This is a genomic window from Chlorobiota bacterium (assembly GCA_016700335.1).
GTDB lineage: Bacteria > Bacteroidota > Ignavibacteria > OLB7 > OLB7.
The window spans coordinates 2,610,895-2,633,613 of sequence record CP065014.1 but is presented as its reverse complement, the minus strand read 5'-3'; the positions used below and the strand labels follow the sequence as shown (position 1 = coordinate 2,633,613).

18 protein-coding genes are annotated in these 22,719 nt (G+C 27.7%); 8 read left to right on the top strand and 10 right to left on the bottom strand.

Annotated elements, in window-relative coordinates; translation table 11 throughout:
- Positions 1 to 138 precede the first annotated feature (138 nt).
- From IPP08_10695 to IPP08_10685, 3 genes are all read left to right on the top strand, one after another.
- Positions 139 to 723, top strand: coding sequence for an RNA polymerase sigma factor (locus IPP08_10695; GenBank protein ID QQS66223.1), 585 nt, complete (start codon positions 139 to 141; stop codon positions 721 to 723).
- A 64-nt stretch (positions 724 to 787) separates the two neighbouring features.
- Positions 788 to 1,666: a hypothetical protein gene (locus IPP08_10690; protein ID QQS66222.1), complete on the top strand. Its 879-nt coding sequence runs from the start codon at positions 788 to 790 to the stop codon at positions 1,664 to 1,666.
- A gap of 159 nt (positions 1,667 to 1,825) precedes the next feature.
- Positions 1,826 to 2,995, top strand: coding sequence for a thiolase family protein (locus IPP08_10685; GenBank protein ID QQS66221.1), 1,170 nt, complete (start codon positions 1,826 to 1,828; stop codon positions 2,993 to 2,995).
- Positions 2,996 to 3,080: 85 nt separating this feature from the next.
- Here the strand turns inward: IPP08_10685 and IPP08_10680 are convergent, their stop codons facing one another.
- The 4 genes from IPP08_10680 to IPP08_10665 all read right to left on the bottom strand — a co-directional run bounded on the left by IPP08_10680 (position 3,081) and on the right by IPP08_10665 (position 5,663).
- Positions 3,081 to 4,739 carry an aryl-sulfate sulfotransferase gene (locus IPP08_10680; protein QQS66220.1) on the bottom strand — a complete coding sequence of 553 codons (1,659 nt, stop codon included), beginning with the start codon at positions 4,737 to 4,739 and terminating at the stop codon, positions 3,081 to 3,083.
- A gap of 145 nt (positions 4,740 to 4,884) precedes the next feature.
- Positions 4,885 to 5,196 carry a rhodanese-like domain-containing protein gene (locus IPP08_10675; GenBank protein QQS66219.1) on the bottom strand — a complete coding sequence of 104 codons (312 nt, stop codon included), beginning with the start codon at positions 5,194 to 5,196 and terminating at the stop codon, positions 4,885 to 4,887.
- 3 nt (positions 5,197 to 5,199) lie between these two features.
- Positions 5,200 to 5,412: a DUF2892 domain-containing protein gene (locus IPP08_10670; GenBank protein QQS66218.1), complete on the bottom strand. Its 213-nt coding sequence runs from the start codon at positions 5,410 to 5,412 to the stop codon at positions 5,200 to 5,202.
- Positions 5,413 to 5,450: 38 nt separating this feature from the next.
- Positions 5,451 to 5,663 carry a DUF2892 domain-containing protein gene (locus IPP08_10665; GenBank protein ID QQS66217.1) on the bottom strand — a complete coding sequence of 71 codons (213 nt, stop codon included), beginning with the start codon at positions 5,661 to 5,663 and terminating at the stop codon, positions 5,451 to 5,453.
- Positions 5,664 to 5,815: 152 nt separating this feature from the next.
- Here IPP08_10665 and IPP08_10660 point away from each other — a divergent pair, with 152 nt between their 5' ends.
- The gene (locus IPP08_10660) at positions 5,816 to 8,461 is read left to right on the top strand and encodes a heparinase II/III family protein (protein ID QQS66216.1); all 2,646 of its coding nucleotides are present in this window, start codon (positions 5,816 to 5,818) and stop codon (positions 8,459 to 8,461) included.
- A 48-nt stretch (positions 8,462 to 8,509) separates the two neighbouring features.
- Here IPP08_10660 and IPP08_10655 read toward each other — a convergent pair whose 3' ends face one another.
- The 3 genes from IPP08_10655 to IPP08_10645 form a co-directional block, all read right to left on the bottom strand.
- Positions 8,510 to 10,147, bottom strand: a complete 1,638-nt coding sequence (locus IPP08_10655) for a TonB-dependent receptor (GenBank protein QQS66215.1) — start codon at positions 10,145 to 10,147, stop codon at positions 8,510 to 8,512.
- A 167-nt stretch (positions 10,148 to 10,314) separates the two neighbouring features.
- The gene (locus IPP08_10650; GenBank protein ID QQS66214.1) at positions 10,315 to 15,024 is read right to left on the bottom strand and encodes a translocation/assembly module TamB domain-containing protein; all 4,710 of its coding nucleotides are present in this window, start codon (positions 15,022 to 15,024) and stop codon (positions 10,315 to 10,317) included.
- Positions 15,025 to 15,206: 182 nt separating this feature from the next.
- Positions 15,207 to 15,860 (bottom strand): hypothetical protein, encoded by a 654-nt coding sequence (locus IPP08_10645; GenBank protein ID QQS66213.1) that lies wholly within the window; start codon positions 15,858 to 15,860, stop codon positions 15,207 to 15,209.
- 80 nt (positions 15,861 to 15,940) lie between these two features.
- Between IPP08_10645 and IPP08_10640 the strand changes: the two genes are divergently transcribed.
- Together IPP08_10640 and IPP08_10635 are read left to right on the top strand one after the other, a co-directional pair.
- A complete protein-coding gene (locus IPP08_10640; protein QQS66212.1) occupies positions 15,941 to 16,657 on the top strand; it encodes a M48 family metallopeptidase in 717 nt (238 codons plus the stop codon).
- Between the two features lie 313 nt (positions 16,658 to 16,970).
- Positions 16,971 to 18,221, top strand: a complete 1,251-nt coding sequence (locus tag IPP08_10635) for a M48 family metallopeptidase (protein QQS66211.1) — start codon at positions 16,971 to 16,973, stop codon at positions 18,219 to 18,221.
- A gap of 129 nt (positions 18,222 to 18,350) precedes the next feature.
- Here the strand turns inward: IPP08_10635 and IPP08_10630 are convergent, their stop codons facing one another.
- Positions 18,351 to 19,133: a hypothetical protein gene (locus IPP08_10630; protein ID QQS66210.1), complete on the bottom strand. Its 783-nt coding sequence runs from the start codon at positions 19,131 to 19,133 to the stop codon at positions 18,351 to 18,353.
- Between the two features lie 212 nt (positions 19,134 to 19,345).
- Here IPP08_10630 and IPP08_10625 point away from each other — a divergent pair, with 212 nt between their 5' ends.
- Together IPP08_10625 and IPP08_10620 are read left to right on the top strand one after the other, a co-directional pair.
- Positions 19,346 to 20,164, top strand: coding sequence for an rRNA pseudouridine synthase (locus IPP08_10625; GenBank protein QQS66209.1), 819 nt, complete (start codon positions 19,346 to 19,348; stop codon positions 20,162 to 20,164).
- Between the two features lie 168 nt (positions 20,165 to 20,332).
- Positions 20,333 to 20,854: a hypothetical protein gene (locus IPP08_10620; GenBank protein QQS66208.1), complete on the top strand. Its 522-nt coding sequence runs from the start codon at positions 20,333 to 20,335 to the stop codon at positions 20,852 to 20,854.
- Positions 20,855 to 21,064: 210 nt separating this feature from the next.
- On the opposite strand, the gene lepB is transcribed toward IPP08_10620, so the two are convergent.
- Complete coding sequence (gene lepB, locus IPP08_10615) at positions 21,065 to 21,787, bottom strand: signal peptidase I (protein QQS66207.1); 723 nt, start codon at positions 21,785 to 21,787, stop codon at positions 21,065 to 21,067.
- A 1-nt stretch (position 21,788) separates the two neighbouring features.
- The gene (locus tag IPP08_10610; GenBank protein QQS66206.1) at positions 21,789 to 22,667 is read right to left on the bottom strand and encodes a hypothetical protein; all 879 of its coding nucleotides are present in this window, start codon (positions 22,665 to 22,667) and stop codon (positions 21,789 to 21,791) included.
- Positions 22,668 to 22,719 lie beyond the last annotated feature (52 nt).

The following is a 22,719-nucleotide window of genomic DNA, read 5'->3' as shown; positions in this document are numbered from 1 at the left end:
CAAAATCTAAGACAAACTAAATTTAGATTTTCTTACATATTATATTTCAATTGATAATTTTATTTTTGTATTGTGTAAGGTTGAATAAATTATGGGTGTTATCTTTAAAAATCTTTGTAAGAAAAAGTTAAATAATTATTGCAATCTGTTGAATTAAATATAGACAAAAAAAGAGAATTCGAATTATCAGAAGATAAAATTCTGTTTAATAAGATGCTTAATGGAGATAATAAAGCTTCATTACAGTTTTTTAATCGTCATAATAAAAAATTGGTTGCTTATTGTTCTAAAATTATAAGTGACTATGATGGGGCTCAAGATGTTGTACAAGATGTTTGGCGTAGATTGTTAGATATGAGAAGAAATTCTTCAGATGTTGATAATCCACTTGGTTATATTTTCACAATTGCCAGAAATTTATCTCTCAATTTTTTAAGATCTAAGAAAAGGAGATTAAATAATGAGACTACTTATAGCGATATAACTATTAAAGAAAATATGTATAAAAAAGAAGAGTATAATGAAAAAGAAGAGTTAATTAATAGAGCTCTTAAAAAATTACCAGAAAATTATAGGGAGATTCTTGAATTAAGCATTTATAGTGATTATAGTTATAAAGAAATTGCTGAAATTAAGGGATCTAATGAAAATGCAATTTGCACAAAAGCATCAAGAGCAAGAGAGAGACTTCGAGAAGAAGTAGCGAAACTCATAAAGTATTAAATTCATGTTAGAAATTAAAGTTGATTAAATATTCAGAAAATTAATAGTTAAGTTATATCAGATAATGAAAGATAAAAATATACATAAAGAGTTAGAACGTTTCTTCAATTTAGAAATGAGTTCTCAGCAAAGGTCGGAGTTTGTTTTAAATATGACTCATGATAAAGAGCTTCACAATCTAGTTCAAGCAGAAAATATTATTCGTGATATTGAAATTAAAAGCAAAGAAAATTTATTATTAATAAATGATTCTAATGCAAGGAATAATTTCATTAAAATGCTTGAGAAGCCAATAACTCTTAATTTCTATAATAGATTTAAATGGGTAGGTTTATTTTCTGGCATTATAATTCTTACTGGAATATCATTATTATATTTCAATAAATCACTAGTATCGAAAAAAGTACCAATTGCAATTACAAGTTCAGATTTAAAGCTCATTATAAGCCAAAATAATCTGAGAACAAATAATAATGAAGTTTCAAATAATAATGAAGTTTCAAATAATAATGAAGTTTCAAATAATAAAAATAGTTACTCTTTATCAAAAGAAATTCCCATCTCAATAATAAATAAAGACCTTAATATACATATTAAAAAAGAGAGTGAGAATAAATCTAAGTTAACTAAAAATACAACTAATTCAACTGTAATTACTAAATCTACTAAAAGTTTGAATAAAGATTTAAGAAAAAGTACTACAGGAACAAAACTAAATAAAATTAAAAATTCGGATAATATTTTGGCAGTTGATAATAATCAAATAAACGTGGATAATGTAAATATCAAAAACAAAAAGTTGAATGCTAATTTTATTCATGTATTAAAACAAAAGTCTAATAAAATTAATAATAAAAATGTGTTTGTTGATTGGGAAGATTCAAAAGAAAATCCTAAAGTGTTTAATAATAAGCAAGTAAAAGCAGACATCCAAATTAAATAGTAATTTAAATAAATTAATAGTTTACTACAAAGACTCTAATATAATTTAGGGTCTTTTTTTATTTCAATTGATAATTCATTATAAACAATTTTATCTGTTTATTTTTGCATTCAAAATTTTTATTAGTTCTCAATCAATTTTAAACAAACAATATTTTAAATGACAGTAATACTATCAGCACAGAGAACGCCTGTAGGATCTTTCGGAGGAACTTTATCAACTTTAACTTCTACGCAATTAGGTTCAACTGCAATAGCTGCAGCAATTCAAAAAGCTGGAGTAAATGTGAATGATGTATCCGAAGTAATAATGGGATGTGTTCTAACATCAGGAGTTGGACAAGCTCCAGCACGTCAAGCAGCTTTAGGCGCAGGTTTACCAGATTATGTCCCATGTACTACTCTTGGGAAAGTATGTGGTTCAGGTATGAAAGCAGTAATGATGGCAGATCAAGCAATAAGATCTGGTGATAGTAAAATTGTTGTTGCTGGAGGGATGGAAAGTATGTCGAATGCACCATATTTATTAGCAAAAGCTAGATATGGATATAAGATGGGTGATGGCGTGGTTATTGATTCGATGATGAATGATGGCTTGGTAGATGCGTATGATAAATGTGCAATGGGTATTGCTGCTGATTCATGTGCGGTTTCAAATAATATTAGCAGGGAATTGCAAGATGAATTTACGATTCAAAGTTACACGAGGGCACAATTTTCAATTGCAAATGGAGTATTTAAAGATGAAATTTGTTCTGTAATAGTTAAAGATCGTAAGGGTGATATTATTGTCGATAAGGATGAAGAACCAGCCAAAACAAACTTCGATAAAATACCTACATTAAAACCTGTATTTACTAAAGATGGAACAGTAACAGCAGCTAATGCTTCTAAAATAAATGATGGTGGAGCTGCTTTAGTATTAGCTTCAGAAGATATTGCAAATGAATTAGGACTTAAACCAATAGCAAAAATTATTGCACAAGCTCAACATGCTCAAAAACCAATGGAGTTTACAACTGCACCAATTGGAGCAATAGAAAAGGTTCTAACAAAATCAAAATTAAGTATAGATGATATTGATTTGTTTGAGATAAATGAAGCTTTTGCTGTGGTAGCTTTGGCAGCTAAAAATGCATTAGGAATTCCAAATGAAAAATTAAATGTAAATGGTGGAGCAGTTGCAATTGGTCATCCTATTGGTGCATCAGGTGCAAGGATATTAACAACTTTAATCTATGCACTCAAATTGAAGGGCTTAAAACGAGGCTTAGCAGGTATTTGTATTGGTGGTGGAGAAGCAACTGCAATCATTATTGAGATGATGTAATTATTATAATTTAAAATAAAAAAACCTCAATATTATTTTAGTTTTCAATTAAAATATATTGAGGTTTATATTATACATTTATATATTATTTCTTTTCAACAACAATTTTTTTAAATTGAATATTACTTTTGTTAGAAAAAATAACTAAACCATATACGCCATTAGGAATTTCTGACAAATCTAATACTGATGAAAAATTGTTTATTGATTTCATTAACAATACCTTACCATTAACATTTAATATTTTTAATGAGGTAATAATCTCTCCTTGAGATTTAATTTCCATGAAATTATTTACAGGATTTGGAAATAAGTTCACAGAAAATTTATTATCATTTTCATCTTCATCTTTCACAGTTTTAAATCCACAATTATCATTTATAGGGTTTAACTCAATTCTAGCTCCAGGAGTAATTACTTTACCATTAAATGCAGCATAATTATTTGGATATCTTTGAATATCTAAAACATCATTAGGCTCTGGTTTTAAGCCCTGTTCCATGATTTTATTTTTATTGACAGGGTTAATATATTCCCATACTTTTTTACCATTTGAATCAATTTCAAAAAATCTTCCTTTTAGCCCGTCACAAATTAAAAAATGACCATTTGGAAGTGGCTGAACCCCTCCAATAATTTGAGAATAAAAATATAAGGAGTCTTTAAAACTCCAACTTGATTTTGTTGGTAGATATGGTAATAACTCATCTATAAAATAACCACCTTGTAGATTAACAGGTGATTTAATAATATCAATTGATGTGAAGCCGCGTCCATTCCCATTATTGAAGATTAGAAAATTACCTTCACTCTTTAATCCTTTTGGAATCCATTGTGAGTTATGTTGAAAAAACAATTCTTGATTTACTTCACTTCCTCTGTTGTATGTAATAGGATTCCCCCATCTATATATTATATCACCACCTTTGCCTTGATTCCCTCCTTTTTCTCCCTTTGCTTGTTGAGTTGAAGTTGAATGATCAATTATCCAGAACTCATGAAAATTTGGTATTCCAATCATAATTTGATCTAATTCTTTGTTGTAATCGATTGAATTACAATGCAGCCAATCTGGTTGAAATTTTGCTCTAGTCTTAGAAAAATAATTTAAATTTATTTTACCAGGATATTTTGAAACAGTACCATAGTTAGGTTTTGTACTATCAATATCTTGAATTGTATGTTCCCAAGCATCCCATTGCCAAACAATTTCAGCACTATCTTTTCCAATTGGTTTTATTTCAATTAATCGTTCGTCCCACATTGAAGAATCTTTATATTTATTTGTTCTCCCTTTATCAAAAATTTCTTCCAGGTTTTTATAAACCCAAACCATTGCAAGTACATTGCCATTTGGCATTGCATAAATATCATGATGCATTGATTTTAGTGAATCAGTCAAAACATATCTCCAAGTAATTTCTCCTTTCCAATTTATTTTTTCAATACTTCCTCCTGTTCCTCCTGCTTGGGAAAATATTTTATTAACAATTTTTCCTGAATATAATAAGCTCCCATCTTCGAGAAGAATTGAAGTCCCGCTTGCTAAATCAGTTGCTTTCCAAGAGTTGATAATTCTTCCACAATTATCTATCAAATAAGCATTATTCCCATTCATTGGAGCAAATAAAGTATATCCAGGTGTAGCATCATTTGAGTTTGAGATTAATCCAACTGTTTGAGAATAAAGCAAATTATAACAAGTTATGATTAGTAGGAAAGTTGTAATCTTTATATTTTTCATAAAGTAATTTTAAATAGAATTAATGTAACAAATTTATAGGATTAAATCAAAATCAAATAATAAAAGCTAATTCAAAACAAATGGTTAGCTTTTAGAATGATAAAATCGAATTAATCTATTAAAAAAAGGTTAAATCATTTTTGTTCTAAATTTTATTTCTGAGGCTTATCCAACCTCCGCCATTATAAACTTCTTTAAAGCCTTTTGATAACAAAATTTGTTTAGCTGATTCACTTCTCATACCACTTGCACAACAAGTTATTATAGGTATATTCTTGTTCAATTTTTCAATATTATTATTGATGTTATCTAATGGAATGTTTATTGCATTTTCAATATGACCGCTTTGGTATTCACTTTTAGAACGGACATCAATAATCTGACCTCCATTAATAATAACTTCTTGAAAATTGATTTTAGGTCCAAAACCAAATAAAGATTTTAAAAATTGAATCATGAATTAGTTTACAGAAGACTTTTTTCTTGTTGAAATTCCAAATGGAAGATAAAGTGGGCAGAAGCTAATAAAACTTGTTATAACAAATATGCCAGACAGAACCATAAGTACAATTCCAAGAGTTCCGTTGATTGAATTGGTGAAATATAAAATTGAAATCACCACTGCAACAATTATACGGACTACTTTATCAGAGTTACCCATGTTTTTTTTCATTTCTAAATATTGTTAAAATAAATTATTGGTTTGAAAAATTAATTTACAGAAGACTTTTTTCTTGTTGAAATTCCAAATGGAAGATAAAGTGGGCAGAAGCTAATAAAACTTGTTATAACAAATATGCCAGACAGAACCATAAGTACAATTCCAAGAGTTCCGTTGATTGAATTGGTGAAATATAAAATTGAAATCACCACTGCAACAATTATACGGACTACTTTATCAGAGTTACCCATGTTTTTTTTCATTTCTAAATATTGTTAATATAAATTATTGGTTTGAAAAATTAATTTTAGATTCTAAATTACAATAAAGAATAGGAAAAAAACTAATAATAAATTGTCTGATGGAATGAAACTTCATTCGTCTATTTTTTACACTTTAACTATATTGCTTCTACATGAAAAATTTATTAAAGTTAGTGATAGTTATATTACTTACATTCTTAAAAGTATATTCTCAACAAGGTTCATTAATGCTACCTAAAAATGAAATATCTAAAGTCAGGCAATCATTATATAATGAACCATATAAAACACTTTATAATGGTATTTATACTACTACAGCAAGTGCCATAACCCAAGACAATACATCAAGCTCTGGAAGACGAGCAAGGGCAGGACAAGCTAAAAATATTGCTTTTGTATTAATGATGAATTTAGTTGTTCAGAATGGAAATTTAACAGGTCTAAGTAGTAATGAAAAGACATTGTTGGAGGAAAAATTATTTAGTCTATTAGAGAATATAAATACTGATATTGGAACATTAATTAATTATGATGATTGGCAGTGGCGTTGTAAAGATATGCAAGATTATTTAACAGCGTTTGATTTTATAAATGATTTAGTGTACCCAGTTAACAAACTTTCTAAAAGTTCAGAAAATTTAATTAAATATGTTGGCAATTTGTATAGAGAATCAACTAAAAATTTGTTTGGATTAACTTTCTTTTCTACAATTAAAAATAATCATGCATTAATGGTATGTGGTGCATTAGGAATTGGGAGTGTTGTTTTAAATAATATAAAAAGTTCTGATCCTAATGAAAATCCTGTAGCTTGGCTGAATGCTTCATTATGGAATATAGATAATTTATTATGGAAAGACTCAGATAGAAAGCTAGCTTCAGCTGATTCTTTAAGTGGTTATGCTGAAGGAATGCACTATTTAAAATACCCAATGCTAAATTGCTTACCATTTTTTAGAATGTTAGCAAATTTAAATAAAGATTCAACTTTTGATATCTCTTTCAATAATAGTGTTCGAAAAATACGTAGCCCTTACTATGATAAAACATTTTATCATCTTTGGGATTGGGTTAAAAACTCTTTACAGCCAGATGGGAAAATGCCTTGCATTGAAGATACATTTGTTGATGAAGGTTTTGCTGTAATGGCTTTAATTGGTAACCCTTTATACAATAGAAATATAAGTAATGGATCCGCTAATCTTTCTGATGAATTACAATATAATTTTGATTTAAGACCAGAATATATTTGTGCAAATGTTGAACAAACTTTTCCTAATAATTCTGATCCATTATTTGAAGTTATGCCTTATGCAGGTTCTATGGTCTTTAGGTCTTCTTGGGATTCAAATGCAACTTACATGAATGTAACTGCTAAACATGGGAACATGAGAACTTCGGCTGGTGGACATAATCAATCGGATGAAACAAGCTTTATGATTATGCACAATGGAGAAATATTAGCTCTTTATCCGGGTTATCTAAAATATGATCGTAGGAATGAGGTTGGGAATTCCCTTCAAAGAAGTATGATTCTTGTTGATGGAATAGGTACTCCAATTGGTAGCCCTAATAATTCGGGTGGATCAGATGCATTTATTTCTGATTGGTTCGATTTGCCAAATATAAATTTTGGTGAAATTAATACAGCTTATGGTGGTGCATCAATTACTAGAAGAATTTTTTTTGTTAATAAACAGACGTATTTAATTTCTGATATTGTTAATTCCGACAAACCTCATACATATACTTGGCAACTTCAAGGAAATGGATTAGAGGGTGGAGATGTAAATAAAACAGGTGTTTTTATAAATGATTTTACGAAAAATAAAGGTACATATCAAAGAAAAAATGCATCTTTACAAGCTTCAATTGTAAGTAATAATAAGTTACTTTTCTCTTCTAGAAAAGAAAAACATGAATTACATTATGATAGTGCAATTTATCATACAACTTTAATTGCTGAAACTAAGAGTTCAAATAGATCTGATTTTGCTTCAGTATTAAATCCATTCACTGGTAACTTATCTGATTCAATAAACTCATTTTTCTCACAAACATATTCAAACAACAATGTAAATTCAATTATTTCAAGCAATCACAATTTATTGATCAATAACCCTAATATGAATTTGTTTAACACTTCTGTAAAAACAAATTATATAAATGATTCAATAGAATCAAACTCAGATTGTAATCTAATAATTCATTCAAAAACTGACAAAACTCCACTTAGTTTTTTTGTTGGTAATTGCTCGAATTTTTCTATTATAAATCAAAATCTACAGTTTAATTCAAGTGTTAAAACAAATTTTTACTATTCATTATCAAGCAACTCAGGTTATGTTAATAAAGCTTGTCAAATTACTTTGAAACTTCCATTTTTATTTAAACTTAACAACAAGTTAATAAATTATGAAGGTGATAATATTGATAATATCATAATTTTAGATTCAAATTCAATCGTAATTAAATTTTCAAAAAAAGGAAATTTTAAACTAATTGAAAAAACTTTAGGTATCGATGAAAATGAAAATTCATTGGCAAATAATTTTAGCACTAAATATATTTCACAATCAAATGAACTTGAGTTAACAAGTAAATCAAAACATAATTTTACAGGAATTTCAATTCGAATAAATGATATTAACGGATCTAAAATATTAGAAATTCAAAACATCAAACTCGAGAATTCATTTAGATTGCCAATAAATAATGTTACATCAGGATTATACTTAATCTCAATTTTAAAGGATGGGTTGCTAATTTATAATAGCAAATTAAGTATTGAAAAATAAGGTTTGAAATCCTTTTTATAAACAACAAAAAAATTAAAATTAATATTGTTAATATAAATTGCCACGTACACCTAAAACTATTTCTAATCCTGGAGCTAAGTAGTTATTCCAAGAATATTTCTTTTGATTTGTAATATTTTTACCCTCTAAAATAAAAGTTATATCATTGTTATAATAATAACTTCCACCTATGCTAAATAATAGTGAAGAAGGTAGTCTCGGGGTGTTATTTAATAAAGAGGTATTTTGTTCAGTTATAAATTCACTTCCAATCTCAATCCGTAATTCGTTATTTACATCATAACCTATTTTAGAATTTGCTTTTAATGTAGGGGACATTGGTATAATGGTATCTGTTCTAGCTTTCTTAGCAATAGAATAAACAGAATTAATATTTAAATGAAAAGGTGTTAAATTAAATGAACCTTCAAAATTTAATCCAGATAAATCCGATTCTAAGTAATCGAGAAATAAATATCCAATTGAATCGGAATTAGAATTAATATAGGCTTTGTTTTCAGACTGTTCAATAAATACTTTAGTTTCAAATAAAAGTATTTCAGAATTATATTTAGCTCCAACTTCTGCTTTTGATGGTGTTTTTTCAGGTATAATATTCTTTATAAAAATGTAGGGGCAAGATGATGAAATTTCATTGATAGTTTGTACTTTGAATTCAGGTAGATATTTTGCAAATAAAGTTATTCTATCTAATCCAGTAAAACTAACAGACACAGGAGCAGCTAAGAATTTTGAATTTTCGTTAGTTGTACCTATAGATGAATTGTAATAAACTGCACCGATTGTAATTAAGAATTCATCACTTAATTTAGATTCAATTATAAATTTAGCTTTAATTAAAGATGGAGAAATTTGTAAACTATTTAATGGTATTTCAATGTTACCTCCTTTAATATCTACAGCAATAATAGCGTTTACAATCTTAGCAATTTTAAAATTAAATTCTGAACCAATTTTAGAATATAACTCTGAATAATTTTTAGGTGAAGAGTTCCTATTATCAATTAAAGAAGTGCCTTCCAACCCAAAATGAATGTTATACTTCACCTTACTTTCAGATGTGTTTTTAATACCTAATTCAATTTCAGATTCGGATCGAAATCTAGTTGATGAATCAATTGTGTTTCCATACAAATTATATGAATTCGATTTGTAAGATAGTTTTGTAAATGTATTAAATGTATCTAAAAATGGTAAATCAGTTGTTAATTTATATGTTCCACTTACAAATGTATTTAATGATAAGTTGTTGGAATTATTTATATGACCGTTAGTATAACTTAAATCAATTTTACCTTGAGCTTGTAAAAGATCATCAATATAATCTCCAACAACATTTACTTCAGGTGTTAAATAACTTCCAATTGAAGCAGAATAATTTACTTTATAGTTTTTAAAAAACTCTCTAAAAGGTGGTAGTGCCCCACCTGAGCCAAAAAGATGTGATATAGTATGAGCAAAAATGAAAGTATCTATGGGATTAATTCTATAAATAGTAGTATCTAAAGATTCTCCTTTTCTAGCCCATGGGATTGAAATAAATTTTTTCTTGGAATTTACTATTTGTTCAATTCTTACTGATGGAATATCTCCACTTCTAAGTTGAGAAAATAAATTTTCACTGAGTAAGAAAAATACTATTAAAAATAGAATGGATTTAAACAATTTAAGCTTTTAAAAAGTGAATCAATAAAATTTATTAGTTTTTAAGTTCCTTGTTAAAAAATTTTCAAAATGAATAATTTATAAAAAATGGAATTTCAAAAAATCTAATTCAAAATTAAATAAAACCTAACTGTTTTAGGCTGAAATTTTAATTTATTATATACAAATCACCATTTAGCCCTTGCAACAAATTTTACTTTAAAAATTCCATTTGCTTCAGATTCTGATACTTTTGAAGAAGATAATCCTGGGTAGGTTCCTTCCAATCCAAATGTGATTAGTGATGATAATGGCAATTCATAAGTAATAACACCTTGTTTCCCTTGTTGGTTTGTTACACCAAATTCAACAATTAGTGTTCCCTTGTCTAACTGAGTAATATATTTTACTCTTGAAGAAGAAAGATCATAAGTAAATCCTTTTAACAATCCATTTCCTAAAAGATCTGTAATTAATTGATTTGCTAATACTGAACTAAAATCATTTACAATATCTTTCCCTAAATTTGAAAAGTCTAATTTCCCTCCTTTTATATCACTGAATTTTTTACCAACTGCCAATAAGCTTATAGCATCTTTTTCAATTTCATCAATTGTTAATGTAGGATCTTTCTCACCATTTGAGAACTTATAATCAAATTTTATTTTAGGAATATTTTTTGTACCAGTTATATTCACTAATATTAAAAATTGGTTAACTTTTTTATTAATTTCATCATACTCATTGCCCTGGTAAGTTGCAACTAAGTATAAATCTGGATTAAGAAAATCTTTCGAAAATTTTAAATCACCACCCGCTTTAAAAGTTTTAAAAAATAAATCATATCTTGAATCCTCATTAACATGCACTTTACCAGTCATATACATTATTCCATCTTTCCCACGTGTAAACTGTAATGGAGCTTCATCTTTATTAGTTAATTGAGCAGTTAATTTATCAACTAATAGATTACTATTACTAAAATTCATTATTAGTTGCATGGTATTTGGAATGCTAATTTCTAAGTCATACATAATTCTATCACTAAAAGATTTGTTGTTAATTGGTTTTGAAGATTTACTTTTTAATAAATCAGAAGCCTTTTTGGATGCTTCAATTAATGACCCTTCGCGAGGAATAGAATCTTGTTTATTTTCTGTTAGTCTTATAGAATCTTTTAAAGCAAGTATAGAATCTGATGCTCTTTTTTTATCCAATTCATTATTTCGATAATAAATAATTGTATTTGATTTTGATTTTGCTTCTTCCTTTAAAGGCATTGTTAATTGGCTTCCATCAAGTATGTATAAAAAGCCATCAAATTCAGGATTATCAAGGCTTCCATGGAAATGTAATGGATCTTTGCCATTTACTCCCCCAGCTATATAAAGTGGACCATACATAAGTTCATTAACACTTTGAGTAGCTTCACTCATAACAAGAATTTTATTACTCCTAGCTTTAAAATCTATAGAATCAACATTGAATCCTCCAAAATAAATTTTACCATTTATCTCGGCATAGTTAACTCCTTTAGGGTCATCAAAACGATCATTTTTAATAATTGCATTATTGATTTCTAAAGTATTTTTATTAAACTCAAGGTTTGCATTCGCACCATAATATAAATTGTTACCCAAAACTAAAATCCTTGCATTGCTTACTTTTCCCTTTCCACTTAGTTCTATATTTGGAATTTTCCCACTTGCTGTAACTGATAAATCAACAGTACCACCCTTCTTTTTGTCAACTTTTATTCCTGGTAAAAATGGCTCAGCAACAGCTAATGGAAGTTGTTCTCCCTGAGCTGATATTTTTAAAAATTTATCTTTTAATAGTCTCTCATCTCTATCAGCGAAAGCTAGATCTAATGGAACAGATTCAGCAGTTAGTTCTATTGTAGCTTTATCAGTTGAATTAAGTTTATTAATTACTGCATTACCTGATAAATTTAAATTAGAATATTGTAGATTTGATTTAAAATTCCCAATAGTAATACCTGCATAACATAATGAATCAATTAATAATTTCCCTTCAATATTTGGGTTTTCGAAAGTTCCATTTAAAATGAAACTTACATCTTTAATAGTACCACTTAAAGATTCAAGCGTTTTAGCAACACCAGTACCTTCAGTAATTTTTTTAAGATTAGTAAATGAACCATTTATTAAATTTACCTTTACATTTTTTAATGAGTCATACTTTAATGAACCAGTTATAGCTGCAATTTCAGCTCCATTCCTTTGTAAAGAAGCAGTATCAATATTGATTGTTCCATCATATAAAATAGTTACTTTAGTTTCACCTACATTTTTCCATTCTAGTTTGTTTGGCAAAGAAATTATTGTTGTATCTAACCTAGCGATGTAGCCACTTTCTGGATCTGTAGCATCCATTATCCCATTAATGGCAAATGATACTGACTTATTGATTGAAACGGCACCACGTACTTTAAGATAACCACCTTCTAACGTTGTTGATAAGTTTGGAGAACCAAATGTCAATTTATTAAATTTTATATCTGAATTGCTTTGTAAATTTATGTCTGCAATTGTCATTTCCTCAATTCTTCCTGGTGCAATATTCCTAGCATTAATATCAAATTTTAAATTATTAATATCAATTTTTGTTGAGTCATTTTCAAAAACAAGTTCTTTAATTTCACCAATAGATGTTATTGTTATTAACTTTTGTGTTCCAAAAATTTCACCTTCAAGATTTGAAACTGATTGAAACTTTGTTCTATCTAAAAATATTTCTATAGGTGTAAGATCTTTAGTAACAATTTTATATTTCACATCAACTTCATTATCAAAGGGATTTTCAATTTTTGTATAAAATGGCTCAATTTTAAATTGTGCTTTTCTAGAAAGATATTCAATTAATGCTTTTGCACCAACTTTAACTGTTGGTAAAATATTACTAAAATACCATTTACCAGAAACCTCAGCATCTGCAATATCAGAGTTTAATTTCCATGTTCTATTTTCTTTGCCTTCCCTAAATAATGTCATATCTAAGTTGAATGATGGGAGTTGCTTACCAGGAATTTTGGCATCAATCATAGAAAGTTTATAAGTACCTTCAAGGCTATCAAGTTCAGTACCAATTCCATTTGCTTCAAGTTCAAAAGTTAAACTAGTTCTATTTTTATTATCAAGAGTAATATCAGATAAATCGAATGCTTTAGTTTTAGAAATAAACTTGTATTTAATTTTTTTTAGATTTCTCAAATCAATTTCACCACTCAATGAAATTGATGGATTGCTACTAAATAAATCTCTACTTTTTTTGTCTATTTGAATTTTGTTTCCAAAAATTGTTTTAATCTCTTTTGGTATGAATTGCAAATTAGAATCAGAATTTGTTAAGAATTCTTCAAGTGGAGATTTTTTATCGAAAGCAATCATTAATGTATCAAAATTTAGTACACCTCCATTACTTGCTTTGCAATCCAAGAATAATTTTTTGAATTTATAATCACCAATTGAAGATGCCTCAGCTTCAATTCTTGTGCTAGCTTTAAGCTTATTTAAAGCCATACCTTCACCATTTATAACAATTCTACCAGTAAAATCCGATTTGTAATTGTTGTTTTTGAAAGCAGGAGCAGCATTTGCATGAGTTAAATAAACATCACCAGTGTATAACATCTCTTTACCACGCAAGTCAAGCTGTGCACCACCTATAACTTTACCAATAGCAGTGAATGCATTAATTGTAGCTTTAAAATTTAATGGCTCTCCAATAAAAGTTGCTTCTTTCAAATCAACATTACCAAGGTATTTTAAGTTAGGTAAATTTAAGCCAGGTATAAAAGTTATAACATCTTTATGACTCAGTTTAGTTTCAGATATCTTTACGTCCAGGTAAAGTTTATCGGGGTCATTAAGGTTTTTTAAATTACCTGTTAAATTTAGTTTAGAAGAACTTAAACCTAATTGAAGTTTCTTAATATCTATGTTCCCATAATTACCTAAAACTTCTAATTCAATTGAAGGAGCTCCATTTAAAAAATTAAGTGAAGGAATAAATTTTCTTAACTCTAATGTTGAAATTCTTGGAGAAGATAGTGATAATTTAACAGGAAATTTTTTCCATTCTTTCATGTTCTCAGGCTTCAATATATTTAATGAATCAATTGAAGCTGTAATATTAGCAAGAGTTTTATCTGTTTCTAATCTCAATTTATCAACCTTTGTTCCCGTTGAATCAACTGCAAAATCACCTGATAGTTCTAATACCCTAATATCATTCTTAGGTAGATAAAATTTTAGGTTCTGGATTATTACATTTTGTGATTTAGAATTAATTTTAGCTGACAAACTAACATTTAAATCTTGTAGATTAATATGAGAATAATCAAGACTACTATCTATATAATTAATTGGTAAAATAGTATTATCATCAAAATGGATGTTCCCATTTTCAATTTCAAATGAAGATACTTCTATATTAAAATTAAAAGGTTTTGAAGTTGTGTCATTACTTGGTTTGAATAACTGTGTAAAATTCCATACACTATCAATATTACTTCTAGTTAAATTTATATCAGGGTTATGAATAAAAACTTTAGCTAATATATTTTTTTTTGTAAAAGGTAATAACTGATAATTTAAATCAATTTGAGGCGTTGAAATTACATTACTTCCACTAGAAGAAATTAATTTTACATTTAACAATTTTAATCCAAAAACAGGATTCCCAGAAATATCGCCAATTTCAATCTTACCTAGTACATATGGTTGAATGTATTCTAATCCACTCTTAATCAACCAAGCTCTAAAAGATTCACTTTGCAAAGCAACAACAACAATACTTCCAGCTAAGGTTGTAGTTGCAATTGTTAAAGCTATTATGCCAACAATAAATCTAGATATTTTTAGAACTGCCTTCAATAGAATGAATTTATATTAAAGCAAAATATAATTAATTTGTATATCCTTTAAAGGTAAGGAAGTTACCGTTTTGAAACAATAATTTTTTTGTAATAATTATAATAAAAAAAAGTCAGCCTGATTTAAACAAGCTGACTAAATTTATATATACAAAAATAATAATGTATAATTAAGTAGATATATTACTTTTTACCAGAAGGCATTCCAGGTTTGCCATTCATATTATTAGGAGTAGTAGGCATTTCTTGTTTACCATTTCCATTTTGCATTCCAGGCTTACCTTTCCCATTTTGTGGTGGAGGCATTTCTTGTTGTTGTTGCATTTGAGGTGGTTGTTGCATATCTTGCTTAGGAGCTGGCATATCTGGTGAAGCAGGAGATGGCTGAGGTGGAGCACTAACTTTCAACTTCCCATCAACTAAACGCATATAAAATAAATCTGGTGACCCACCTTCATGCTGAGTTGACATTATTACATATGTATCGTTGCTTAAAATTTTATACTTTCCTTTAAATGGCATTGCCATTTTCTCTTTATTTAATTTGAATAATTTAACGAATGCTTCTTTACCTTTTAAATTTTGGATTGAGTCAATAAATTTTTTCTCCTCTGGTGGAGCTTGATCTTTATTTTTCTTTTGCATCTCCATCATTTGATCAATTCTTGCTCTTAAGTTTGTATCAAAGCGATCATACAAAGCTTCAGCATCTCCAGCACTTGCAGCTTTTGTAATTTCTTCGTAAACTTTCTCTGGATTCTCACCTCCAGTACCACAGGCATTCAAGCCAAAAGTAAAGGAAGCTATTATCGCTAGATAAAAAAAATGTTTTTTCATTTCTTGTAGATATTATTTATTATTAGATTTTTGCAGAGTGCAAAAATAAACTTTTATTATTAGCTACCAATAAAATAATTATGCCCCAAATTAAACTAGGAGTTTTTACTTTAAATTATGATGTGATTAGAAGTCCTCGCTCTAAGGGTATTTCCATTAAAATTTCACCAATGTCTGGAATTACTGTTATTTTACCTTTAAAGCTTGGTAAATATGTAAATACTGATAATTTGATCAGAGAAAAAGAGGAATGGATATTGAAAAATGTAATTCGCTTTGAATTGCATTTACCAAAAACTGAATTTCAAAATGGGACTAGTTTTTATTATCTAGGAAATTTAACTCAAACTAATGTTCAAATAAATGAAGAAACAAAAGGTGCAAAAGTTTTATTTAAAGATCAGATTTTGAATATTGTTTTGGCAAAAAAAATTGAACATAGAATAAAAGAAATTGTTTGCTTGTGGTTAAAGCAAAGAGCTAAAAATCACATAAAAAGAATTGTAATCTTTGAAGCAAATAGAATGAATATTTCATTCAATAAAATTACTATTCGAGACCAGCGAACAAAATGGGGAAGCTGTACAAAAGATGGCAACCTTAATTTTAACTGGAGGTTGGTTATGATGCCAGAAAAAGTTATCCATTATTTAGCTATTCATGAATTATCTCATAGAATTTATTTCAATCACTCAAAAGAATATTGGGAACATGTAAATAAATATGATGCAGATTATAAAATTAGTGAAAGATGGCTTAAAACTGAGGGTTTGAGAATTGCAGCTTTGTTAATTTAAAGATTCTAAATGGGTTATTTGTAAAAAATTGATTAGATGAAAAATGTAGAATTTATTTATAAGTTTCAGTTACGATAATTAAAATTTATATTAAGTTTAAACTAACCTGTTCTATAATTAAATAGTTGAATTATAAATTATTCTAATTTTACTTAATTTAGTTTTCAGAAATTATTCCTTAAAAATTCATTGATTATGCTTCAAATCTCAGTTAGGTTATTTTTGAATTTTTATTAATATTTTATACTTGAATTAATTCAAAGAAGTTTAATTCTCAAATTTTATATAAATTATATTTTAAATAAATATATTTATGCTAACTAACGAAATCTCTACATTAACAATATTAATTCTAGCATTTATTTTATTCGATTTTTTGCTAAATTACATTTTAGATTCAATGAATGCTAAAAGTTGGGACAACTCAATTCCAATTGAACTTGCTAGCATTTACGATGAAGAAAAGTATTCTAAAGCTCGCAGTTATAATATAGCGAAGGGGAAACTTAGTAATATTGAAAATATATTTGGTACCGTACTAATATTTTGTTTTTTATACTTTAAAGTATTTGCTATTATACATTTGCAAATCTCAAATTATACTCAAAATCAATTTTTACAAACCCTACTATTTTTTGGTTTATATTTAATTGTGTTAAGCATTGTATCATTTCCTTTTGAAATTTATAATATCTTCATTATAGAAGAAAAGTTTGGGTTTAATAAAATGACTTGGAAAACACTTATACTTGATAAAGTTAAGGGTTTTATATTAGGTATAATTATTGGTGGAGGGCTTCTTAGCTTGTTTGTTTGGATTTATAACATAGCTGGAGATAATTTTTGGATATACACTTGGCTCTCCTTCGCGGTTATTATAATATTGCTCCCAATGTTTTATACAAGTTTGATAGTTCCAATATTTAATAAACTTTTGCCATTAGAAAGTGGAGCATTAAGAGATGCGATTGAAAAATTTGGAAATAAAGTTAAATTTCCATTATCAAATATATTTGTAATTGATGGATCTAAAAGGAGCACAAAAGCTAACGCATTTTTCAGTGGTGTAGGAAGAAAAAAAAGTATTGTATTTTATGACACTTTAATCAAAGAACAATCAGATGATGAGTTAGTAAGCATATTAGCTCATGAGGTTGGTCATTATAAAAAGAAGCATATATTAAAAAGTCTTGTAGTTTCATTGCTTCAAATGGGCTTTATGTTGTACTTACTTTCATTGTTTATCAAAAATCCATCCTTAACAAATGCATTAGGTTTACAAACAGAGATTGCAGTTTTACATTTGGGCTTAATGGCTTTTGTTCTTTTGTATAGCCCTATATCTATGTTTGCAAGTATTGGTATAAACATTCTTTCAAGAAAAAATGAGTATGAAGCAGACAATTATGCAAAGGAGAATATAGGTACTAGTGAGCATTTAATAAGTTCATTAAAAAAATTATCAGCTCACAATTTATCAAATTTAAATCCTAATAAATGGTATGTTTTCTTTCATTATTCTCACCCAACTTTGTTAGAGAGAATTCAAAAATTGAAAGAATAATACTAAATAAATAATTCAAGATTTAAATATTCTCAATTTATTATTCTCTAAAAAAACAAATTAAATTTAATTTTTAAAATAATATTAAAACAAAATTTACTTTATATTTTTATGAGTTAATCTGATTTATTATTTTTTCAAGTCTGATGTAGATACTTTTTCTTCAAGTCCATCACGTCTTTTCTTTGCTTCAATATCCCTCCAAAGTTTTTGGCAAGGGAACTTATTCTCGCAAAGTGCACGCCCAATAACAACTGAATCAACATTAGAGGTTTCTAATTTTTGAATATCCCACAAATTTTCTGGGCTGGCAACACCACCAGCAACAGTAATTTTTAAATTAGTATTACTAGAAATAATTGTTATCTCATCAAGATTAGCTCCCATCAATGTTCCTTCTCTATCCCTATCAGTAAAGAAAATTCTTTTGGCACCAATTTCAACTACTTTTTTAGAAAACATTAAAGTTGTTATAGGCTCAACATTTCGCCAAACATTGCTTAAGTAACCATTTCTAGTAATAGCTCCGGCACAAACTCTTGAAGATCCAAATTCATTTATTAAGTTATGCACTCCAACAGGATCTTTTAAAAATAAATCGTGGACAACTATCCTGTAAATGCCGTTATTAAGCCACCTGCGGCATTCTTCAACATCTTCAAACTTGGATAATAATTCTATTGGAATTTCAACATTTTTAGTAAGCTCACAAATCTCATTGAAATTAAATAAATCTCCTTCATAAATACCATCATAATCGGTTACATGAATAGTTTTAGCATTCTCTTTTCTCCATAGCAATGCTAGCTCTGAGGTATTATCAGGATTAAAAACAAAATCATCGCAATTTGGATTTGGTGTTCTTACTGCAATACCTTTTTTAATTTCAATAGATGGAATTACTAATATCATAATGCGAATTTATTTGATAATTTTATTCTATGTAAATTTATTTTTAATTTTTTTTTGTTTGATATACAATGATTTTAAATATGCATTAATCTAACTTATTTTCAATGCAATTCAGATAAATGAGTTACAGTTACAATGATAAAATTTTCAATGAATTAAAATTGATTATTGATGACTGACTGACAAATGATATTTTTGCCAAAATAAAAATTATGAGAAAAAGAATACAACCGAAACCAAATGATGAATCTAGACCCAGAAAAGTTGAAGGAGTAAAAAGGAAACAAGTTGAAGATGTTAAGAAAATTAAAGTAGAAGGAACAAGGCTAAATAAAGTTATTGCAGATTCAGGATTAACTTCAAGGAGGGGTGCAGATCATTTGATTGAATTTGGTAGAGTTAAGGTAAATGGCAAGCTAGTTTCTGATCTTGGTAGGAGGGTAAGTGCAGATGATAGAATTATGGTTGATGAAAAATTGATTACTAAAGCTGAACGCCATGTTTATATGATTCTAAACAAACCTAAAAATGTAATTACAACAACCAAAGATGAAAGAGGAAGGAAAACTGTATTAGACTTAATGAGAACTCGTGAAAGAATTTATCCAGTTGGTAGATTAGATAGAAATACAACTGGTGTACTTATACTAACCAATGATGGAGAATTTGCAAACAGAATGATGCACCCAAAATATAAAGTCCAGAGAGTTTATAATGTTGTGTTAGATAAACCTTTAGAAATTAAAACAGCAAAGCAAATATCATACGGAGTTGAATTGGAAAATGGTGAAGTAACTCAACCTTGTGAATTATTTATTGCAGATAATGATAGATATAAAGTAACCATTATTTTAACTGAGGGAAAAAATAGGGAAGTTAGAAGAATGTTTGAAGTTCATGATTACAAAGTTACAAAACTTGATAGAATTGAATATGGTGGTATTTCTAAAAAAGGAATTAGGCAAGGAGATTACAGGCAACTTACGAGGGAGGAGACTAATCATCTAAAAAAACTTCTAAAAATGTATTAAGATTATGGATTCAGTTTCATTTAATTAAATTCTTAAATCATATTTTTGATTGAGTTTTTTATTTTTTTCTTAAAAATAAATTTGCTTTATAATCAAATTAAATAAGTTTTAATTTCGTTCAAATATTTATTTCAAATACAATAATTAAAAAAGAATAATAAAAAAATAATGTTATCTCCAAAAATAATTCAAGGTATTCTAATAGGTTTAGTTGTTATAGGTTTAACTCTTTTGGGTTTTCAATGGTGGGTTACTGGTAGCATATTAATTACATTAGGAATTGTATTGTATATACTGTGGTGGAGGTTTAATAGAATTGGTGAAATTTCTCAAGCTGTTGCAAATGGAGATACAATTTTAGCAAGGAAAAAACTTGCAGGATTCAAAAATCCTGCTAAACTAAACCCAATATCAAAAACATATTATTATTATTTATTAGGAATGACTGAAATTCGTGAGAATAATTTTAAAGAGGCTAGAACAGCTTTTAAAAGCTCATTAGATGCAAATTATTTTAGGACAACCGATGAAAAAGCTTCTGTCTTTTTAATGATGGCACAGCTTGATTTAAGAACACGTAATACTGAAGGGGCTAAAAGATATTTAAGGGATGCTCGAGATTTAGAACCAAGTGCAGAAGTGAAAAATCAAATTCAATTTATTTTAAAAGAAGCTAAAATAAAGTTGTAGTGTTAAATATTTTGTTTTCATAATTACTTCCACTATAAATAAATATTTTATTTTTTATTGGAAGTTTTTTTTGTATAAAAATAATAAGATTTTCAAGTTTAAAAAAGTACCATTAAAAATATTAAAAATTCAAATTCTAACTACCATTTATTTAAAAAATAATCTAAATATTCAAATCTCTTAGAATTAAATTAATGTAAAAAATGTTTATTAATTTATCAAACAACCTAATCTATTCCATCTTAAATTTTTTTGAGAATCCACAGACCAATATACAAGCCAAACTTTACCTATAAGATTATCAACTGGTACTAATCCAAAATATCTACTATCATAACTCTCAACTGAATTATCACCTAATGCAAAAAAATAATCATGTTGAAAAGTATATTCAGTTGCAGGTAATCCACCAACAAACACAATATTATTTTCATAACTAATTGCTTTACCATCGGCAATAATTACATCTTTCCAAATGAATGTACTGGTTGAATCTAGCTTAACTAAATCACCTTTTTTGGGGATAACGAATGAAGTTGTACATTTTAACAAATTTGATACATTTGATGGCATAGTTGTGGCTTGTTGATCAAAATTATCCAAGGAATATTCATGAGAATTAATAAACACTTTCCCATATTTATACATAATTGTATCACCCGAAAAAGCTACACATCTTTTGAAATAAGCTGGTTCATTTTTCTTTTCAAGTATTATATTTAATGGTTTTTCAAAACAGATTACATCGTTTCTTTTTAGATTGTAAAATTTGTAGTACAATTTATTTACTAAAACCACATCACCATCTAAAATTGTCGGTTTCATAGATGGGGTTAGAATGCTGTAAGGGTCAAGAATAAACGACCTGACACATATTGCAAGAGTTAAAGATCCAATAAAAATATATATTGCATATCGAAAATTTAGCCCCATTTTATTTTTCGAACATATGTTGTACATCAGTTACTGTCCCGTCTGAAACTGCGGTAATAACATCACTCCCAGTTTTGAACATGCAAATTGTATGATTATCATTAATAGTTTCAATAATCTTATCACCAGAATTAAGTTTATTAATTACTTCAGATGTAACATAAACAGGGGTTCCTAATTTCAAAGTTTCAAATGGAACATATAAAATTGTTGTTATTAATTTCCCATTTAAAAAAATACCATTTGCTAATTTTACTCCCTTAACTTCAGAAACAAAACCTCCTGTAAATTTACCACCTTTAGGAATTAAATTTGTTGAAACATATTGAACAGATTCATCTTTTAGAAATTTATCAAATTCAATTTTATCATTAATTTTGGTTGGTTCAAAAGATTTTGCAATCATTTCATTAAAAGAATTTGAAGCAACATTAAATAGATTCTGAACTGGTAAATCAGCAGGTTTTTTTGTTTCCTCAAGTACAGAAAGTTGGGGTGCATTTGGTTTTGAATCAGTTTTGAAAATATAAAACAGAGAAAAAACAATTAGTAATAATGCTAATATAATACCGATTGGTGATTTAAAATAAGAGACCACTTTTTGATTTGCAGTACGGGGAGAAATTGACTTAATACCCATTGAAGCAGAGCGAATTCTTGCTCTATGTGCAATATGAGCTTTCATTTCCTCAGGTGTTAATGAATTACTGGTCTTTTCATCAATTGATGGATCTTCAATTGGAATCATTTTCAATTTAATATCTTCTTCAAATTTAACAGCTGAATCCGTTAATGAAGTTCTCATTTTAGTCTGTTCATTTTTAGGTGAACTATCTAAAACTATATCAAATATTTTGTCGTTTAATTCTTTATCAGTCATAGTTAAAAATTTTAAAAAAAGTTAAAGCAAAAATAATGTCTTGTTTTGGAGT